The organism is Enterobacter cloacae complex sp. 397G4 (genome assembly GCF_050031515.1).
Taxonomy (GTDB): domain Bacteria; phylum Pseudomonadota; class Gammaproteobacteria; order Enterobacterales; family Enterobacteriaceae; genus Enterobacter; species Enterobacter hormaechei_C.
In genome coordinates this window covers 2,267,817-2,284,208 of sequence record NZ_JBLGWE010000001.1, presented here as the reverse complement: position 1 = coordinate 2,284,208, position 16,392 = coordinate 2,267,817, and the positions used below count along the sequence as shown (strand labels likewise).

General features: G+C 54.1%; 14 protein-coding genes. 7 read left to right on the top strand and 7 right to left on the bottom strand.

The window, feature by feature from the left end:
• Positions 1 to 95 precede the first annotated feature (95 nt).
• Entirely contained in the window at positions 96 to 686 is a 591-nt protein-coding gene (locus tag ACQG1Y_RS11130) for a DUF4142 domain-containing protein (RefSeq protein WP_368740437.1), read from the top strand.
• Positions 687 to 760: 74 nt separating this feature from the next.
• On the opposite strand, the gene ACQG1Y_RS11125 is transcribed toward ACQG1Y_RS11130, so the two are convergent.
• A complete protein-coding gene (locus tag ACQG1Y_RS11125; RefSeq protein WP_045335264.1) occupies positions 761 to 2,857 on the bottom strand; it encodes a pyrroloquinoline quinone-dependent dehydrogenase in 2,097 nt (698 codons plus the stop codon).
• Positions 2,858 to 2,867: 10 nt separating this feature from the next.
• Positions 2,868 to 3,233, bottom strand: a complete 366-nt coding sequence (locus tag ACQG1Y_RS11120; protein WP_045348167.1) for a hypothetical protein — start codon at positions 3,231 to 3,233, stop codon at positions 2,868 to 2,870.
• 632 nt (positions 3,234 to 3,865) lie between these two features.
• On the opposite strand from ACQG1Y_RS11120, the gene ACQG1Y_RS11115 reads away from it, so the two are divergent.
• A complete protein-coding gene (locus tag ACQG1Y_RS11115; protein ID WP_020480531.1) occupies positions 3,866 to 5,128 on the top strand; it encodes an amino acid permease in 1,263 nt (420 codons plus the stop codon).
• A gap of 87 nt (positions 5,129 to 5,215) precedes the next feature.
• Positions 5,216 to 5,455 (top strand): DinI family protein, encoded by a 240-nt coding sequence (locus ACQG1Y_RS11110; protein WP_003857390.1) that lies wholly within the window; start codon positions 5,216 to 5,218, stop codon positions 5,453 to 5,455.
• 320 nt (positions 5,456 to 5,775) lie between these two features.
• On the opposite strand, the gene ACQG1Y_RS11105 is transcribed toward ACQG1Y_RS11110, so the two are convergent.
• The 3 genes from ACQG1Y_RS11105 to fhuE form a co-directional block, all read right to left on the bottom strand.
• Complete coding sequence (locus ACQG1Y_RS11105) at positions 5,776 to 6,522, bottom strand: molybdate ABC transporter permease subunit (protein ID WP_017384530.1); 747 nt, start codon at positions 6,520 to 6,522, stop codon at positions 5,776 to 5,778.
• Positions 6,523 to 6,536: 14 nt separating this feature from the next.
• Positions 6,537 to 7,451: an extracellular solute-binding protein gene (locus ACQG1Y_RS11100; protein WP_047056683.1), complete on the bottom strand. Its 915-nt coding sequence runs from the start codon at positions 7,449 to 7,451 to the stop codon at positions 6,537 to 6,539.
• A gap of 594 nt (positions 7,452 to 8,045) precedes the next feature.
• Positions 8,046 to 10,214 (bottom strand): ferric-rhodotorulic acid/ferric-coprogen receptor FhuE, encoded by a 2,169-nt coding sequence (gene fhuE / locus ACQG1Y_RS11095; protein ID WP_368740442.1) that lies wholly within the window; start codon positions 10,212 to 10,214, stop codon positions 8,046 to 8,048.
• A 164-nt stretch (positions 10,215 to 10,378) separates the two neighbouring features.
• Between fhuE and ACQG1Y_RS11090 the strand changes: the two genes are divergently transcribed.
• Complete coding sequence (locus ACQG1Y_RS11090) at positions 10,379 to 11,437, top strand: YncE family protein (protein ID WP_086626308.1); 1,059 nt, start codon at positions 10,379 to 10,381, stop codon at positions 11,435 to 11,437.
• A 260-nt stretch (positions 11,438 to 11,697) separates the two neighbouring features.
• On the opposite strand, the gene dcp is transcribed toward ACQG1Y_RS11090, so the two are convergent.
• On the bottom strand, positions 11,698 to 13,731 hold the full coding sequence (dcp, locus tag ACQG1Y_RS11085) for a peptidyl-dipeptidase Dcp (protein ID WP_062938977.1): 2,034 nt from the start codon (positions 13,729 to 13,731) through the stop codon (positions 11,698 to 11,700).
• A gap of 143 nt (positions 13,732 to 13,874) precedes the next feature.
• On the opposite strand from dcp, the gene ydfG reads away from it, so the two are divergent.
• Positions 13,875 to 14,621 (top strand): bifunctional NADP-dependent 3-hydroxy acid dehydrogenase/3-hydroxypropionate dehydrogenase YdfG, encoded by a 747-nt coding sequence (ydfG, locus tag ACQG1Y_RS11080; protein ID WP_015570609.1) that lies wholly within the window; start codon positions 13,875 to 13,877, stop codon positions 14,619 to 14,621.
• 90 nt (positions 14,622 to 14,711) lie between these two features.
• Positions 14,712 to 15,398, top strand: coding sequence for a GntR family transcriptional regulator (locus ACQG1Y_RS11075; protein WP_003857403.1), 687 nt, complete (start codon positions 14,712 to 14,714; stop codon positions 15,396 to 15,398).
• A gap of 35 nt (positions 15,399 to 15,433) precedes the next feature.
• On the opposite strand, the gene ACQG1Y_RS11070 is transcribed toward ACQG1Y_RS11075, so the two are convergent.
• Positions 15,434 to 15,865: a universal stress protein gene (locus ACQG1Y_RS11070; protein ID WP_015570611.1), complete on the bottom strand. Its 432-nt coding sequence runs from the start codon at positions 15,863 to 15,865 to the stop codon at positions 15,434 to 15,436.
• 287 nt (positions 15,866 to 16,152) lie between these two features.
• Here ACQG1Y_RS11070 and ydfZ point away from each other — a divergent pair, with 287 nt between their 5' ends.
• A complete protein-coding gene (gene ydfZ / locus ACQG1Y_RS11065) occupies positions 16,153 to 16,356 on the top strand; it encodes a putative selenium delivery protein YdfZ (protein WP_003857405.1) in 204 nt (67 codons plus the stop codon).
• Positions 16,357 to 16,392: the final 36 nt, after the last annotated feature.

Genomic DNA, 16,392 nt, shown 5'->3' with positions numbered 1-16,392 from the left:
CATCTACTATACTGACCTGTGCAGTCGTCATTTATCTGCCGGTTGCGCCTGAAGCAATTGAAACTTACCTGTACCATGACCATCAGGAGAACAATATGCACACGAGTAAAACCCTGAAAAGGCTGCTAGCCGTATCAGCAGTTGCAGCAATGTTCAGCACCGTTGGCGTACAAGCCCAGACAACCAGCGCCGCGCAAACTCAAATTGCGGGCCAGGCTCAACCGGACGCCAGACTCAGCTCCGGCGACGAGAAAGCATTGAAGGACATGGCGCAGGCCAATATCAACGAAGTTGCCGCCGCCAGGCTCGCCCTGGACAAGGCCCAAACCAGTGAAGTGAAAACATTCGCCCAGAAAATGGTCGACGATCACGGCGCCGCGCTGACCAAAGTCCAGACCGTTGCCCAGAAAAAGGGCGTGGAGCTGTCGACCGAACCAGACGCCGCGCATAAAGCCCTGAACTCAAGGCTGGAAAACCAGCGCGGTGACGCTTTTGACAAAATGTATATGGAATATGCTGGCGTGAAGGACCACGAGAAGGTGCTGTCGAAGCTTAAGAGCGACGCCAGTAAAATCGACGATCCGGATGTGAAGGCTCTGGCCAACGAGCACACTCCGGTCGTTGAGCAGCATCTGAAGTCCGCCGAGCAGATGTCAGCGCGTGCTGGCGCATCAGCCGATAAATAACGCGTCGGTAAAACGACTACTGCAAAATAAAGTGGGGCCCGCAGGCCCCACGCTTATTTCCCCTTCCTGATGAATTATTCCGGCAAGGCGTAGACCACCACCTGATCGCCCACCTGATCCTTCAGGATCGTATTCCCGCCTGCCACGAAGGCCACATACTGGCGACCTTTATATTCATAGACGGACGGGTTCGCTACCGCCGGAGCTTCGGCCTGATCGGACCACAGCTCTTCACCACTCTCTACCGAGTAGGCACGCACTTTGGCATCCATTGAAGCACCGATGAAGATCACGCCGCCCGCCGTCACTGCCGGACCACCAATGGTAGGCGAACCCCAGCTTTCCGGCATGAAGAAGCCATACTGCTGGGAGGCGCCAACCGGACGACGCCATTTCACATCGCCCGTGTGCATGTCCAGCGCCACGATTTCACCAAACGGCGGTTGCCAGCACGGCATGCCAAGCCAGTTGCTCGCCACCAGCAGACGCATACCGTACGGGGCACCTTCCTGTGGGGCAAAGCCGCTTTCGTTGCCGGAGTCTTTGTCTGCGTTATCGTAATCCTCACGGCTGTACAGCTTCACGTACTGGACGATATGCGAGGTGTTGACGATGGCGATCTGTTTTTGCGGATCGAACGCCACCCCCCCCCACTGGACGCCGCCGGCGCTATCGGGATAGGTGAGCGTGCCTTCGCCTTTGGTGGTTGGCGGGGTATACATTCCCTCATAGGTCAGGTTATCCCACAGGCGGGAGCACTGGCCGCCACCGACGATATCCGCCAGCTTCCAGATTTCCGGTTTTTTCGACTGGTCGAGCAGCGGCGCGGGTTTGGTCGGGAATGGCTGCGTGGGCGAGAGAACTTCGCCCTGGACCGAACCATCACCCTGCGGAACCGGACGTTCTTCGATTGGCCATACGTCCTCCCCCGTCAGGCGGTTAACCACAAACAGGAAACCCTGCTTGGTGGCCTGCACCAGCGCCGGGATCTGCTTGCCGTCTACGGTGATGTCCATCAGCGTCGGGGCGGAGTTGATATCGTAATCCCAGACGTCGTGGTGTACCCACTGACGTGACCAGACCACTTTACCGGTGTTGATGTCCAGCGCGGTGGTCGAGGTGCCAAGCGGAATAGCGTCTACGCGGTTGCCGCCCCAATAGTTGGGAGACGGCGATGAGACCGGGAGATAGACCAGCCCGTTAGCCTCATCGGCGGACATGTGCGTCCAGACGTTGGCGGTACCGGTACGCTTGCGGATCTCTGCGGGGATCGCCTCAAAGGTCCACTCAAGCTTACCGGTCTGGGCGTTGACTGAAAATACGGTGCCTGGAGGGGCTTCGGCATAGGCCCAGTCCTTCCCGGCCCAGCCCACCAGCAGATGGTTGCCGACAACGGTTGGCGGTTGCAGGACAGAGAGCGGATACTTCGCGTTAACGGTGTTCCACTGGTTCAGATCCAGCACGCCGTTGTTCGCAAAGCCGCTGCACGGTTTGCCTGAATCGGCGTCCAGCGCAAAGAGCTTGCCGTCAACGGTGCCCATATAGACCATCTTCTGGCATGCCTCACCTGTCACCGGATTTTTGGCCTGCCAGTAGGAAACGCCGCGATTTTTCAGCACCGGCTGGGTCAGCGCCTTGCGCGACGATTTGGTGTCATAGTGCCACTTCTCTTTACCCGTCCCCGGATCCAGCGCAATCAGGCGATCGAATGGCGTGCCGATGTAGAGCGTATCGTTGGCGAAAATGGGCGTTGCGGACCAGACGGTAGCTGGCGTATCGCCTTTACCGTCCGAGACGTCGCCGGTATGGAACTCCCAGACTTTCGTTAATTTCCCGACGTTATCCGCCGTAATTTGGGTCAGGGGACTGTATTTCTGCGCGTTAAGCTGGCCGTGGAAGCTGTCCCAGGTGGCGGTGCCGGGCACCAGCGGCGTCGCTGGCTGGCTGGCCGAGGCGACTTTCTTTCCATCACCGCTGCCGGTTGAGGCATCGTCGGTGGTTTTTGTGGTTCCGGGCGCCTGCTGATCGGCCGCATCAATGTTCAGTGATTCCTGTGTCCCCTGAGAGGCTTCAGCGGCCTTATCCTGCGCCTGTAGCGCGAGCGGAGCGACCAGCAGCGCCAGCGCCGTCATGCTGACTTTTATGAAGGGATAATGCTTATCGTTGTGCACGGGCGGCTCCTCAGCTTCTGACGGGATGGTTGTAACGAGCGGAATGGCTGCTCAGCATAATCAGACCAATCAGGCCGACCACCATGGCTGCCGTTATGATGTACTGGTGCAGCAGCGCGGCGGCGAAAGCAATACCCGCCAACACCACCAGGGTGACAATAATCAGAAAAACGCGCGCCCCACGACGCGATGCCGCACGTAACATAAAGGTCAGGATTGCCAGCACTACGCTGGCAATGACCACGCCCAGTGCGCCAATGGTGCCATTGACGCCGGTAAGCGGCGTCCACCAGGCGTATAGCGCTACCGCGAAGGCTATTATCGCGGCCAGCAGCAGCAAAATGCTGCCGACCCGCGAGGATTGAGAATGCAACATACAAGGAAACCCCCTCTAAAATGCAAAATTGACCATTATTAAGGCGTTTTCGTGAATATATACCCCTGCTGCCCGCCGCTATTAAGGGAACGCGACGTGTGGAGCGGCGGCATATTTCACTAAACGTAACTGAGTATAGAAGAGGATTTTCTTATGGGGCGTTTAATAGCAGGCATACGACGTCCTTAACCCCTTCGCCACCATAAAGAGAGCGTTATGTTACAAGACGGTTCGAAAGCTACGAGCGGGTTACACGATTGTCTACATTCTGTTTTTTAATTTCAGGCATAACGGGATAATTTCACGCCCAATAAAATAATTAAATAAGCCCCCCTTCAATATGATGGCGCCTTATGGTACTTAATAAAACAGGGTGTTTATTCTTTAATTAACAGACGTGCAGGCAGGGAAAGTCAGTCGTTATTTGTTCGTTAATTTAACAAATCCCTTTCTTAATTAACCGCCTGTTAAAGCATCGTCAAAGAATAACGATAGTTATTGCAGGCATACACATAAGGTTTTCGGTATGCAACATCAAACCCCTCCCACCCGTGACGTAATGGCGCAGCGACGACTACAGACAGATAAAAACTAAATAAGTCGTCGCCCCTCTAACAACGCGGTAAAATATGATGAATAAAGCCACAACTCTCTCAGCTAATATTACAACACGCTCTAACTGGCACTGGCAGGATAATATCTGGACGCTGGGCCTTTATGGTACAGCCGTCGGAGCGGGAACACTGTTCCTTCCCGTGGAAATCGGCACCCGTGGTCCGGTTATTTTTCTGGTTATGCTCCTGCTGGGGCTGCCGTTATCCCTGATCCCACATTTACTCCTTTGTCGTGTATATATGCGTGAAGAGAAGACTGAAAACGGCACGTTGCCGATCTTCGGCTCCTTCTTCAGCGGAAGGGGTGAAAAGCTGATCACCCTGTTCTATTGTGTGACCTTCTTCCCGGTAACCCTGGTTTACGGGGTGGCGCTGATTAATGCGCTGAGTAATTTACTGGTGGAGCATCTGCATATTACCGCCATCAGCCGTGGGCCATTGTCGTTTATCGTGGTTGCTGCGCTGTATGTGGTGCTTAGCAAGGGCCGGGACAGAGTCGTGGCCATTATGAGCGCACTGGCGCTGCCGTTCGCGGCATCTGTACTGCTGATCGCCGTATCACTTATCCCGGGATGGCATCTGTCTAACCTGACCGATACGGCCGCTGAAATGAACGCCACGCCGCTGCCGGTAACGCTGAAAAATATCTGGCTGACGCTGCCGCTTATTACCTTCTCGTTTTGCTGCGCGCCTATGGTCTCCCCGCTGAGCTCTTACTACCGGGAGAGGAAAGCGGAGGGTGAGAAAAAGGCACTGTTCGTGATCCGTATCGCCTACTTAGCTATCTTCGCCAGTATCCTCTTTTTCGTGCTGAGCTGCGTGCTGGGGATCCCCCATGACAACTTTGTGCGAGCGAAGGCGGAAAACCTGAATGTGCTGTCGGTGATGAAGGGAAACGGTGATTTCAGCCTGATTTACCACATTGCCCCGCTCATCGCTATCATCGGTATGACGAAATCCTTCCTCGGCGTAGGTCTGTCGGTCGCACAAACGTTTGGTCAGCTGGCTGCCAGCGTATCCGGCAAAAAGGCCAACGCCAGCAAGCGGCTGGCCTCTCTGGCGCTGTTCCTGCTGACCTATGGCATTGTTTATGCCAATCCGGATGTGCTCAGCCTGATTGAAATGTTCTGCGGACCACTGATCGCGGTGATCCTGTTCCTTATCCCGGCGTACCTCATATACACCCGCCCCTCGCTGGCAGAGCTTCGCGGCGTGACGGTGTTTTTGGTCGTATTGGGGGGGCTGGCAACGCTGTCTGCATTGCTCTGGACAATGCTTTAGTCTGAACGCCGTTTGACTGTACCCATATACAGTAGTATTTTACGTTCAGGCTGAATCACATGCGTAATATCCATAAGGTAAACAATCATGTTTGTGGAACTGGTTTATGACAAGCGAAACGTACAGGGGCTGGAGGGAGCCAGGGAAATCATTCTGGCCGAACTGACAAAACGCGTGCACCGGATTTTTCCTGATGCCAGCGTGACGGTTAAGCCAATGCAAGCGAACGGCCTGAACAGCGACGCCAGCAAAAGCGACCGTGAAAAGCTCAACCGCATGCTTGAGGAGATGTTCGAAGAGTCGGACATGTGGTTAATACAAGAGTAACCGGGCGCAAAGCCCGGTTCTGGCTTCGGGAGACAAAGAGCATACAACGTTAACTTTGCGTAATTTCTTCCGCTATCGCGACGTACCAATTTACGCCTCCATGGTTCCCCCAGCATAATCCCACCGATCCGATTGTAAGACATATCCAGCGCGCGCCACATTTTCTTCCTGCCCTGCACTTTCAGTCTGACTGACTGGAGGTTTCTGTGTGTGGCCTTTTGTGAAGAATCCGGTTTGGGGTTATTCGAGGTAGCCCGCTGAAATGGAAACGTGAGCAAGCTCATCCGCTATGAACGAGGAACGGACGATCTAAGGGGTGTTCATTTCCTGGCCATTCGTTTGCCAAGAGCAAAGCAGACCATTGGCAGGGGAAGCGTCACTACCAGCAGCATCCATAGCAAAGTATATACTGTGTCCACCCCGTCATTTTGCAGATTGGTATACAGCTTTACCGGTATACCCTGCGGGAAATAAGCAAAGATCATCACGATCCCGAACTCGCCTACCGCGCGAACCCAGGCGAGTGTTACGGCAGAAGCCAGCCCAGGCAATGCCAGGGGTAATGTAAGAAAACGAAAGCGGTTCCAGGGAGAAGCTCCCAACGTTTGTCCCGCTTCAAGAATATTTTTGGGAACAGTGGCAAACGCCGAACGCGACACCACGATAAAATAAGGCAAAGCGCCGTAAACCTGAGCCAGCACAAACGCCGCCGGATTATTTACCAGCGTAGCTCCCAACAGTGAAAGCCAGCGGCCAATCACGCCATAAGGCCCGAAAGCCGAAACCAGCAAAATCCCCATTGCCAGCGGTGGCGTCAGCAGAGGGATCATCACCAGCAGTTCACCGATCAATCGTTTTCGACCCGTGGCTTGTGACAGCCACCATGCCACCGGCATGCCGATAAGAATGATAATTCCGAGCGCCAGCACACCCAGTCCCATTGAGACGGCAATGGCGCTGTCGTCGCGCCAGGCCAGCTTCAGATGATGCCAGGGCGTGACGCTAATCAGCGTGATAAAGGGGATACTTAACAGCAGGATAGCGGGCAGAGATAACCACCCCGCCACCCAGCCCGGTTTTCTTAGCGGGCGTATAAGCTGTCTCCTTTAGGTTCGGCGTAGCCAAACGCTTTGAACAATTTCTGCCCCTCGGCGCTTTGCATGAACGATACGAACTTTTGTCCCTGTTCTACACCATTCGGCGCGTTTTTCAGCACCGCCGCATAGAACACCATTGGTTGAGTGTGCAGAATTTGATCCTGGCCTTTGCTGTCTTTAATGGTAAAACTGACGGTGTCATACCACTGTTTCGTCATCGCCGGGTTGCTGAGGTTTATTTCATCCGGCAGCGCGACATACGGCAAATGCGCTGAGCGAACTTCACTCTCGTATCCCGCTGCTGCATCCACCTGACCGCTTTCCAGACGCGCCAGCAGCCCTCCTTCCTGATGAGTCTGCTGTGGGTTTTGCAGCGAGCCTAAAATTTTATCGGTGATGCCCGGCATGTTGTAATACTTTTCCGCCAGCATCAGGCTAAACACAATATTCTGGCCTTTTGGGTCGACATAAGGATCGGTGCGGCCAAATAAGACATCTTTCTGCGTCAGCAGAGTCAGCCACGAGCCGTCTTTCTTTCTGTTGGCCTGTTCAAACTGCGCTGCATATTTACCCTCAGGACTGTAAGCGACCACCATGCTGGTACTGGCGACAGGGACCGCCTCATCTATCAGCCCGGCGTCTTTGAGAATTTGCATCGGCCCCGGGGTGATGGAGACAAACACATCGGCCTCAATTTTGTGGCTTGCAAGCAGGCGTGCCATCCCGTATGCACCCTGGCCCTGCCCCTGATAGCCGTCGTTATTTGCTCTGGAAAAAGCCGGACCTAACCCCTGGTCCATTACTTTGCCCATGGAACCGGCATAAGTCACCCTGATATCCTTTGCCAGCGCCATGGATGGCATTTGCAGCAGCGCAACCGCCACCAGCACAACCTGCATTCGTTTCCTGGCCATAAACACCCTCCCGTTATGTATTCTTTTATATATCGAATTTTCCAGAAAAATCACCGCAATGACAACCTCCTCAAGCGCGCCGTTGATGCAAGGTTGAATTAAAGGAAATCGGTCTGGGTGGTGCATGGTCAACTTAGTCAGATGTTGTCATCCAAATGTGGGCAATTGTTCATGAAACATGCTGCGTAAACTCCTCGTGGCTTTGCGTAGAAGAATCTTGAACTCATTGTCATCAAGGTCTTTTGCACAGTTGTAGCCCAACTCGCTATATAGATAGATACATAGTGATTAAATAACTTGAGGATTTGTGTATTTCTCAGGATTACCCTCGAGTCTGAGGGCGTCCTGTTCATTGAATATTTACGCTTTTGCGTCTGGCTGTTTTACTGCATATCCAACATACGTCTTCTTTAACTGATCCAATGTTTCCGGCACCAGGCTCGTCACCCGTTCAAACCGGCACATTATTCGTTACCAGGATGGCAATGGCATGGCGGCCATCGCCGTGTCGTTGCCGCTGGTGGGGCCGAAGCGCATTTCGGAACAGGTGATGGCCAGGATAGCGATAAGCTGATTAGATCAGAATGTGTAACTCATGCTTACCGAGACGCTACGCGGTTCGCCATAGACGGCAGAGTCATCAAGGTATGAGTAGTATTCGCGGTCGAACAGGTTACGAACGTTTGCCTGCACCGCCAGCTGTTTCGTCAGCTGATACTGCGCGAACAAGTCGACGAGCGGATAGCTGCCCTGATAGAGGCGCTGCGTCTCGCCGTCCGGACCGGTGACATCTTTGTACACCTGATTCTGCCAGTTCACGCCGCCGCCTACGGTCAGATCCGGAAGCGCCGGGACGCGGTAACGGCTGAACAGCTTAAGCTGCGTCTGCGGCGCAAAGCTGTTGAAGCGGCCATCTGAATCACGGGCAACATAGCGGGTCGCGCTGAAGGTAAGCTGTAGATTGTCGGTAACGGCACCGTTCACCTCAAATTCCGCCCCTTTGCTCACTGCGCCTTTGGTTGCGCGATAAGCTTGTTCGCTGGATCCATTAACGAATACCCCGCTGATTTCCTCCCCCGCGTTCTCCTGTTCTATGCGGAATACGGCAACGTTGGTGGTCAGTCGACCGTCCATCCAGTCTGCCTTCAGGCCGGTTTCATAATTTTTACCGGTGACGGGAGAGAGCCATGCACCCTCTTTCGTGCGTTTGGTTTGCGGGGCAAAAATTGAGGTATAGCTGGCGTAAGCGGAAAGGCTGTCGTTGATGTCATACACCAGCCCGCCGTAAGGGGTGGTGTTGTATTTACGCATATCGCCGCTGCTGCCATCTGAGCTGTACTGGGTATAACGTGCGCCAACGATTAGCGACAACGGATCCGCCAGCGACAGGCGTGCCGCCGTATACGCCGATTTTTGCCGCACGATATCATCCGCATTTTGATACCAGTCGCCCCACTCCGGCTCGGCCACGCTGCCGTCCCAGCTGTTGTTGAAGATGCCAATCTGAGCACTGTCCATTGGCCCGTCTTTGCTGAAGGTAGCATTGTGCTGTCGGCTATAGTTGGCTCCGGCCATCAGCTGATGTTGACGCCCGAGAAGTTCAAAAGGCCCGCTGGCGTAGGCATCAAGGGCGTCCAGAGTGCGCTTGCCGCGATCCTTACTACCCCAGCCTGATGCGCCTTCTCCGGTGGTGGCGTCCGGATTGCCCATCACATAAAGCAGGGTATCATTGAACGTTTGCTCGCCGTGGGTTCCATTGAAACGCACCGACCAGCCGTTATCCCAGTTGTGGGTGAGGTTAGCAAAAACTTTACGCGACTCAACGGAGTATCCCGTCCAGTCTGCCGAGGTATTGACGTTGCGATCGTAATGGGTACGGCTGCCGTTACTGTACAGGCTGGGTAATCCGCCCCAGGTCGGGTTGGCTGTGTTTGTTTGCTGATAGTCCCAGCCCAGCGAGGCCGTCGTGTGTTCCGTTACATCGCCTTCAATGACGCCATAGAGAAATTTCTTGCGCTTGCCATATCTGTCAAGCCAGCTGTCCTGATCCTGATAACCTGCCACGACGCGCCCACGCAGGCTGCCGTCGGAATTGAGGGGCGCGGAGATGTCGCCCACATAACGCTGTTTGTTCCAGCTTCCGTAACTTGCGCTGACGTTGCCCCTGAAGGTTTTACTGTCGGCACGTTTACGCACCATGTTCACCGTTGCTCCCGGATCGCCAGCGCCGGTCATCAGGCCGTTTGCGCCACGCACAATCTCTATACGATCATAAATGGCAGTATCTTCCTGCGCATCGCCAAAGTTCCACGCGTCGCCCATTGATGTGGGGATCTCATCGTAGGCGAAATTGGTGATTTCAAAGCCGCGGGAAAAGTAGCTGGAACGCTCGCTATCAACCTGCTGCGACGAAACGCCGGTGGCATTGGTAAGTACCTGGTCAATGGTTTGCAGGTCTTGATCCTGCATACGCTGGCGCGTCACGACGCTGACTGACTGGGGGATATCGCGCGGGGTCAGCAGCATTTTGGTGCCTGAACGCGTGGTTTTTACCGCATAATCCTGCTGCGAGTCGGCGCTCCCGTTCCCGTCACCGTAGACAACCATCTCTTGTTCTTGCGTATTTTCATCCGCCTGTGCCGGGTGCATGACGGCGGACATTGCCAGCGCAAGCAGTGAAAGTGAGAAGGAAGCAGGAATTAACCCTGCGGGCGCTTTCGCGCGATTAGCCCTGCCTTTAAAAATCATCATGTTACCTGTCTGTTGTTGTCGTTATGTGCAAATCATTCATCCAAATAAGAATGGAAATGATAATTATTTGCTTTATTATGCACAGGTAATTTTGTAAGTTAAATGTAAATAAATGTATATTTATCAAAATCAGCGCGGCTCGCGCATGACAGGAACAAAAAATGAACACATTCCATTGGCTAAAAGGAAAGACATGGGGCTTAAGCATTCTTACCGCGGCGTTAACCCTGAGCGCAACGGCGTCAGCAGCCCTCCCGGATTCGGCTGAGCTCAAGCAGCGCGAACTCGCTGACGGTCTGTATGAGATGGTTTACTCCCCAACGGCAAACGCGTTGTACGTTGCGAGCGCGCAGAGTTTCAAAAACGTCAACGGCGGGGTGCTCTATAAACTGGATCCCACAACGCTTGCCACGCAAGGTGAAACCCACACCGACCTGAAAAACTTCGGCATGGCAGCGGACGATAATGGCAAGGTCTACTACACCACCAACACCCTTGATGGCGGGGTATCGAAAGTGGACGTGCAAAGCGGCAAGGTGCTACAGCGCCTGATGTTTGAAGGCAAAGACAAGGATGGCGACCCGGTTGGTGCGCGTGAAATCCTCTTCCACAAGGGACAACTGTTTATCGGCGGCGTTGCCGACCCTGGGTTTATCTCCGTGGTTGATGCCAACACCATGACGCTAAAAGCCCGAATCGAAAATGCCGGGAAATGGGTGACGGGGATTATTTTTTCGCCGCTGACAGACCGCCTTTATGCCGCCAATGGCGGCGGTGAAATTCTGGTGATTAACCCGGAGACGTATAAAATCGAACAGCGCTGGACGCCGGGAGATAAAAAAGCGTATTTGTTCCTGAATATGGCAGAAGATCCGGCCACCGGGCGCCTGTTCGTGACTGATGATTCAAAAGCCAAAACCACACTGGTATTTGATGAGCGCAGCGGGAAAGTTATCAAGCGTATTAAAGGCGATGCGCTGGGAATAAAGTTTAACGCTGAGCGCAACGAAATTTTCATCACTCAGCGCGAATCCAGGAAGGTGTTGCAGCTTGACGCCGGGAGCTATGCTGTGAAAAACAGCTGGACGTTCACCAGCCATCCCAACAGTCTTCTGGTAACACCGGACGGTAAAACGTTATACGTAACCGTGAAGCAGGACTTCAATGACGACAACACGACGAAAGGCCCGGATAGTGTGGTTCGTATTTCATTAAATTAAACAATATACAGCCATCCTGTGAGGGATGGCTGACTTATAAACGTGGACGCTGAAGCAGTATATTTAGTCCGGCCAACGGATAAAGTCGGGTTAAAGCGCCAGATGTTCTAAAGTCGCGGGGATCCTTACTGGGTAAAAGTAAAGGTGTAGCTACGTGAAGCTGGCCCCTATCCTCCTGCAAATTTCGCAGAATTAAGGATTCATTTTGGGAAAGAAAAAACCGGGCCTCGCGCCCGGTTCTGTTCCCACACTAAAAAGCCTTACGCACTCAATCCGCGATTCTCCAGCATCGGTTCGATCTTCGGATCGTGCCCGCGCCAGTTCCGGTAAAGTTCAGCTAAATCAGTGCTGTTGCCGCGGGACAAAATCGCCTCGCGGAATTTCTGTCCGTTCACGCGCGTCAAACCGCCCTGCTCGACAAACCACTGGTAGCCATCGTCCGCCAGCATCTGCGTCCAGAGATAGGCGTAATAGCCCGCCGCGTAGCCGCCGCCGAAGATGTGGGCGAAATAGCTGCTGCGATAGCGCGGCGGTACGGCTGGAAGATCCAACCCCTCTTTTTTCAACGCGGCGGCTTCAAAGGCTTCCACGTCTTCAACGGGCTCCTGAATGCCGTGCCAGTTCATATCCAGCAGCGCGGCGCTCAATAGCTCCGTCATGTCATAACCCTTATTAAACTGGGTCGCATTGAGCATTTTTTCCCGCAGCGCATCCGGCATCGGTTCGCCTGTTTGATAGTGACGAGCAAAGTGCGCAAACACCTGCGGATGGCTGGCCCAGTGTTCATTGATTTGCGAAGGAAATTCAACGAAATCACGTGGCGTGTTGGTGCCTGAAAGCGTGGCATAGCGCTGGCTGGCAAACAGGCCATGCAGGGTATGGCCAAACTCGTGGAACAGGGTAATCACATCATCCCAGGAGATTAGCGCGGTCTGCCCGTTCGCCGGTTTTTGATAGTTGCAGACGTTATAAATCACCGGACGCGCGGCAAACTCATAAGACTGCTCAACAAAATTCCCCATCCACGCGCCGCCCGCTTTGGAATCACGCGCGAAAAAGTCGCCGTAGAACAGCGCCATGCCTTCACCCGTGTGGTCGAAAATCTCCCACACGCGAACATCCGGGTGGTAAACCGGAATATCAAAACGCTCGACAAAGCGGATACCGAACAGCTGCGTGGCGGTCCAGAATACGCCATCTTCCAGCACGGTATTGAGCGCGAAATAGGGTTTGATCTGCGACTCATCCAGCGCGTATTTCGCTGAGCGCACGCGTTCGGCATAAAACGCCCAGTCCCAGGCCTGTACCGTAAAACCACCCTGCTCGTCGTCGATGACCTTCTGAATATCCGCCTGCTCCAGCGCGGCCCTGCCGCGTGCCGCAGGAACTATCCCGCGCATGAATTCGAGCGCGGCTTCAGGCGTTTTCGCCATCTGATCGGCAATGCTCCAGCTCGCATAGTTGTCAAAGCCGAGCAGCTGCGCCTGTCTTGCCCGTAACGCGGTAAGCCGACGGATCAGCTCGCGCGTATCGTTTTCGTCGCCTTTCTGAGTGCGTTCCCAGCCCGCGCTGAACAACTTTTTACGGGTCTCGCGCAACGACAGCGCCGCCAGCGCGGGCTGTTGCGTGGTATTCAAAAGCGGGATCAGCCAGCGATCCGTCAGCCCTTTTTCTGCGGCAGCGTGAGCCGCGGCAGCCACCTCCTCCGCACTGAGCCCGTCAAGCTGGTGAACATCGTCCACCACCAGCCCTCCCGCCTTGTTCGCCGCCAGCAGGCGCTGGTTGAACTGGCTGGTCAGGGTGGCGGCTTCGGTATTCAGGGCTTTCAGCTCGGCTTTTTCATCGGCGTTCAGACGCGCGCCCGCAAGAACAAAGTGCTGATACATCTCCTCCGTCAGTCGTCGGGATTCGGCATCCAGCGCCTCGCGATCCTGCCAGACGGCTTCCACGCGGGCGAAAAGCGTATCGTTTAGCCAGATATCGTTCGCCAGCCCGGCCAGTTCGGTGGAGAACTGCTCGTCCAGTGCCTGAAGATCATCGTTGGTGTGTGCGGACGTCATGGCGAAGAACACGCTGCTCACGCGCGACAGCATGGCCCCGCTCTTTTCCAGCGCCAGCACGGTATTGTCGAAGTCCGGCGCGGCGCGCTGCGCGATAATCGCGTCAATGTCTGCACGCTTCAGGCGCATTGCTTCATCAAATGCCGGACGATAATGGCTGTCGTTAATCGCATCAAAACGTGGCGCCTGATAAGGCAACAGGCTAATTTCAAAAAAAGGATTGTTGACCGACATCGTTTACTCCTGAGCACGGTATTTCTCCCCAGAGTAGGCCAGCCTGCGCCGGCCTGCAATGGCGTCATACAAATGTTGCCTTAACGACGTGCCGGAGAGCGTGCTATGTTAGTACAACACAAAAAGCGTTGAGGAACAGTGAGATGATTATTTTAGTTACCGGGGCGACAGCGGGTTTTGGTGAAAGCATCACGCGTCGCTTCGTCGCCAACGGACACAAAGTGATTGCAACAGGGCGCCGTCAGGAGCGTTTGCAGGAGCTAAAAGACGAGCTGGGTGACAGCATTCTGACCGCGCAGCTGGACGTCCGCAACCGCGCCGCCATCGAAGAGATGATTGCCAACCTGCCTGCCGAATGGCGTGAAATTGACGTGCTGGTCAATAACGCTGGCCTGGCACTGGGCATGGAGCCTGCCCACAAAGCCAGCGTGGAAGACTGGGAAAACATGATCGACACCAACAACAAAGGGCTGGTGTACATGACCCGCGCCGTGCTGCCGGGCATGGTTGAACGTAACCGTGGCCATATCATTAACATCGGTTCCACCGCCGGAAGCTGGCCTTACGCGGGCGGCAACGTCTATGGCGCGACCAAAGCCTTTGTCCGCCAGTTCAGCCTGAACCTGCGCACCGACCTGCACGGAACCGCGATCCGCGTGACCGATGTTGAACCGGGTCTGGTAGGCGGAACTGAATTCTCCAACGTGCGTTTCAAAGGCGACGACGCGAAAGCGGATAAAACCTATGAAAACGCGAATGCGCTGACGCCGGAAGATATCACCGAAACCGTCTGGTGGGTCGCGAATCTGCCGAAGCATGTCAACATCAATACGGTTGAGATGATGCCCGTCAGCCAGACCTATGCCGGACTCAGCGTGCATCGCGGTTAATTTACCCCACCCGGCCTGCGGGCCGGGTATGTGATGGCAGGGAAAAGAATGGTAGTATGTTCAGGTTAACTCTCTGAGAAATCACAACCCATGGCCGCTGAATCGCAACTTAATCCTACCCAGCCCGTTAATCAGCAAATATATCGCATCTTACGCCGTGATATTGTTCGCTGCCTGATCCCACCGGGAACGCCACTCTCAGAAAAAGAGGTTTCGGTACGTTTTGACGTTTCCCGTCAGCCCGTACGTGAGGCGTTTATTAAGCTTGCAGAAAACGGCCTTATTCAGATCCGCCCTCAGCGCGGCAGCTATGTAAATAAAATTTCGCTTTCGCAGGTACGGAATGGCTGTTTTGTTCGCCAGGCCATCGAGTGCGCCGTGGTGCGTCGCGCCGCGTCGCTCATCAACGATAACCAGTGCTACCTGCTGGAGCAAAACCTGCATCAGCAACGAATCGCCATCGACCGCAAACAGTTAAACGACTTTTTCCAGCTGGACGACGAGTTCCACCAGAAACTGGCGCAGATCGCCGAGTGCCAGCTCGCGTGGGATACCGTCGAAAACATCAAAGCTACCATCGACCGCGTGCGCTACATGAGCCTCGACCATGTTTCTCCGCCAGAGATGTTGCTGCGCCAGCATCATGATATTTTCAGCGCGCTGGAAAAACGCGACGTGGAAGCCGTAGATAAAGCGATGACGCTTCACCTTCAGGAAATTAGTGAGTCAGTTCAGTTAATTCGCCAGGAAAACCGCGAGTGGTTCAGCGAAGAATAAAACTTCGCCGCCCCCTTTCGGTTGCGGCGAAGTAATTAGCGGACCACTAATACCGGAATAGTGGCGTAGCGCAGGATAGTTTCAGCATTCGAACCCAGCAGATGGGTTGTAATGCTCGGATTTTTTGATCCGATAACAATGACATCATATTTCCCCTCTTTGCTGAGCTTGATGATTTCATCGCGTACGTTGCCGAAGCGAACTTCACAGTCAATATTGTCCGGGGACATATCAAAGAGCCGTTTCAGCGCCTTCATCTTCTTATCAGACTCGGCGGTCATATACTCTTCGAACTTCTTAATATCGGCATTGAACCCCCGCAGTAACGAACGGCTGCTGTTAGGGAGAATGTTGACCAGGGTGATCGTCGCGCCTTCCGCCTTCGCGAGGTTGACCGCGTGGCGTACCGCTTTATCGCTCAAATCCATTTCAAACACGTCAACAGGCATCAAAATTTTCTTATACATAAGCCTGACTCCTTTTCCGATGAAGGGTTATTTTCTGCCTCCAGAATGACATTGTGGATATAAACAAAGCCTAAACACTTGTACCCGGAAACTATCAATTAAGGAAAATAACTGTCCGCTTTGTAAAGTGGTGTCCTGAACCGTCAACGCCTGCATGAAATAAGAAAAAAGTGTGAGCTTGATCAAAAGCAAATAATTTCGTTAAAGAGAGGCGTATTAATAGTGCCCCGTGAACGGCAGCCGTTGAATTAGCGCCGTAACGGATAAGTACGAGAGGAGAAAATACCATGATGACATACGACCGTAACCGAAATGCAATCACCACTGGCAGCCGCGTCATGATTAGCGGCACAGGCCAGTTCGGCGTGATTAAAGCGATCCACAGCGACGGCCTTAATGCCGAGCAGGTGCGTCGTGGTAAAACGGTTGAAGTCGAGGGATGCGAAGGTAAGTTCGAACCGATTGAGCTGATTCGCCTGGGGATGCACTAAGCTGCGCCCCGACATGCCGCCGCGGACGGCGGCATG

Coding starts and splice junctions, on each gene's coding strand:
- ACQG1Y_RS11130 (WP_368740437.1), top strand. CDS start 96: ATGCACACGAGTAAAACCCTGAAAAGGCTGCTAGCCGTATCAGCAGTT.
- ACQG1Y_RS11120 (WP_045348167.1), bottom strand. CDS start 3,233: ATGTTGCATTCTCAATCCTCGCGGGTCGGCAGCATTTTGCTGCTGCTG.
- ACQG1Y_RS11115 (WP_020480531.1), top strand. CDS start 3,866: ATGAATAAAGCCACAACTCTCTCAGCTAATATTACAACACGCTCTAAC.
- ACQG1Y_RS11110 (WP_003857390.1), top strand. CDS start 5,216: ATGTTTGTGGAACTGGTTTATGACAAGCGAAACGTACAGGGGCTGGAG.
- ACQG1Y_RS11100 (WP_047056683.1), bottom strand. CDS start 7,451: ATGCAGGTTGTGCTGGTGGCGGTTGCGCTGCTGCAAATGCCATCCATG.
- fhuE (WP_368740442.1), bottom strand. CDS start 10,214: ATGATTTTTAAAGGCAGGGCTAATCGCGCGAAAGCGCCCGCAGGGTTA.
- ACQG1Y_RS11090 (WP_086626308.1), top strand. CDS start 10,379: ATGAACACATTCCATTGGCTAAAAGGAAAGACATGGGGCTTAAGCATT.
- dcp (WP_062938977.1), bottom strand. CDS start 13,731: ATGTCGGTCAACAATCCTTTTTTTGAAATTAGCCTGTTGCCTTATCAG.
- ydfG (WP_015570609.1), top strand. CDS start 13,875: ATGATTATTTTAGTTACCGGGGCGACAGCGGGTTTTGGTGAAAGCATC.
- ACQG1Y_RS11075 (WP_003857403.1), top strand. CDS start 14,712: ATGGCCGCTGAATCGCAACTTAATCCTACCCAGCCCGTTAATCAGCAA.
- ACQG1Y_RS11070 (WP_015570611.1), bottom strand. CDS start 15,865: ATGTATAAGAAAATTTTGATGCCTGTTGACGTGTTTGAAATGGATTTG.
- ydfZ (WP_003857405.1), top strand. CDS start 16,153: ATGATGACATACGACCGTAACCGAAATGCAATCACCACTGGCAGCCGC.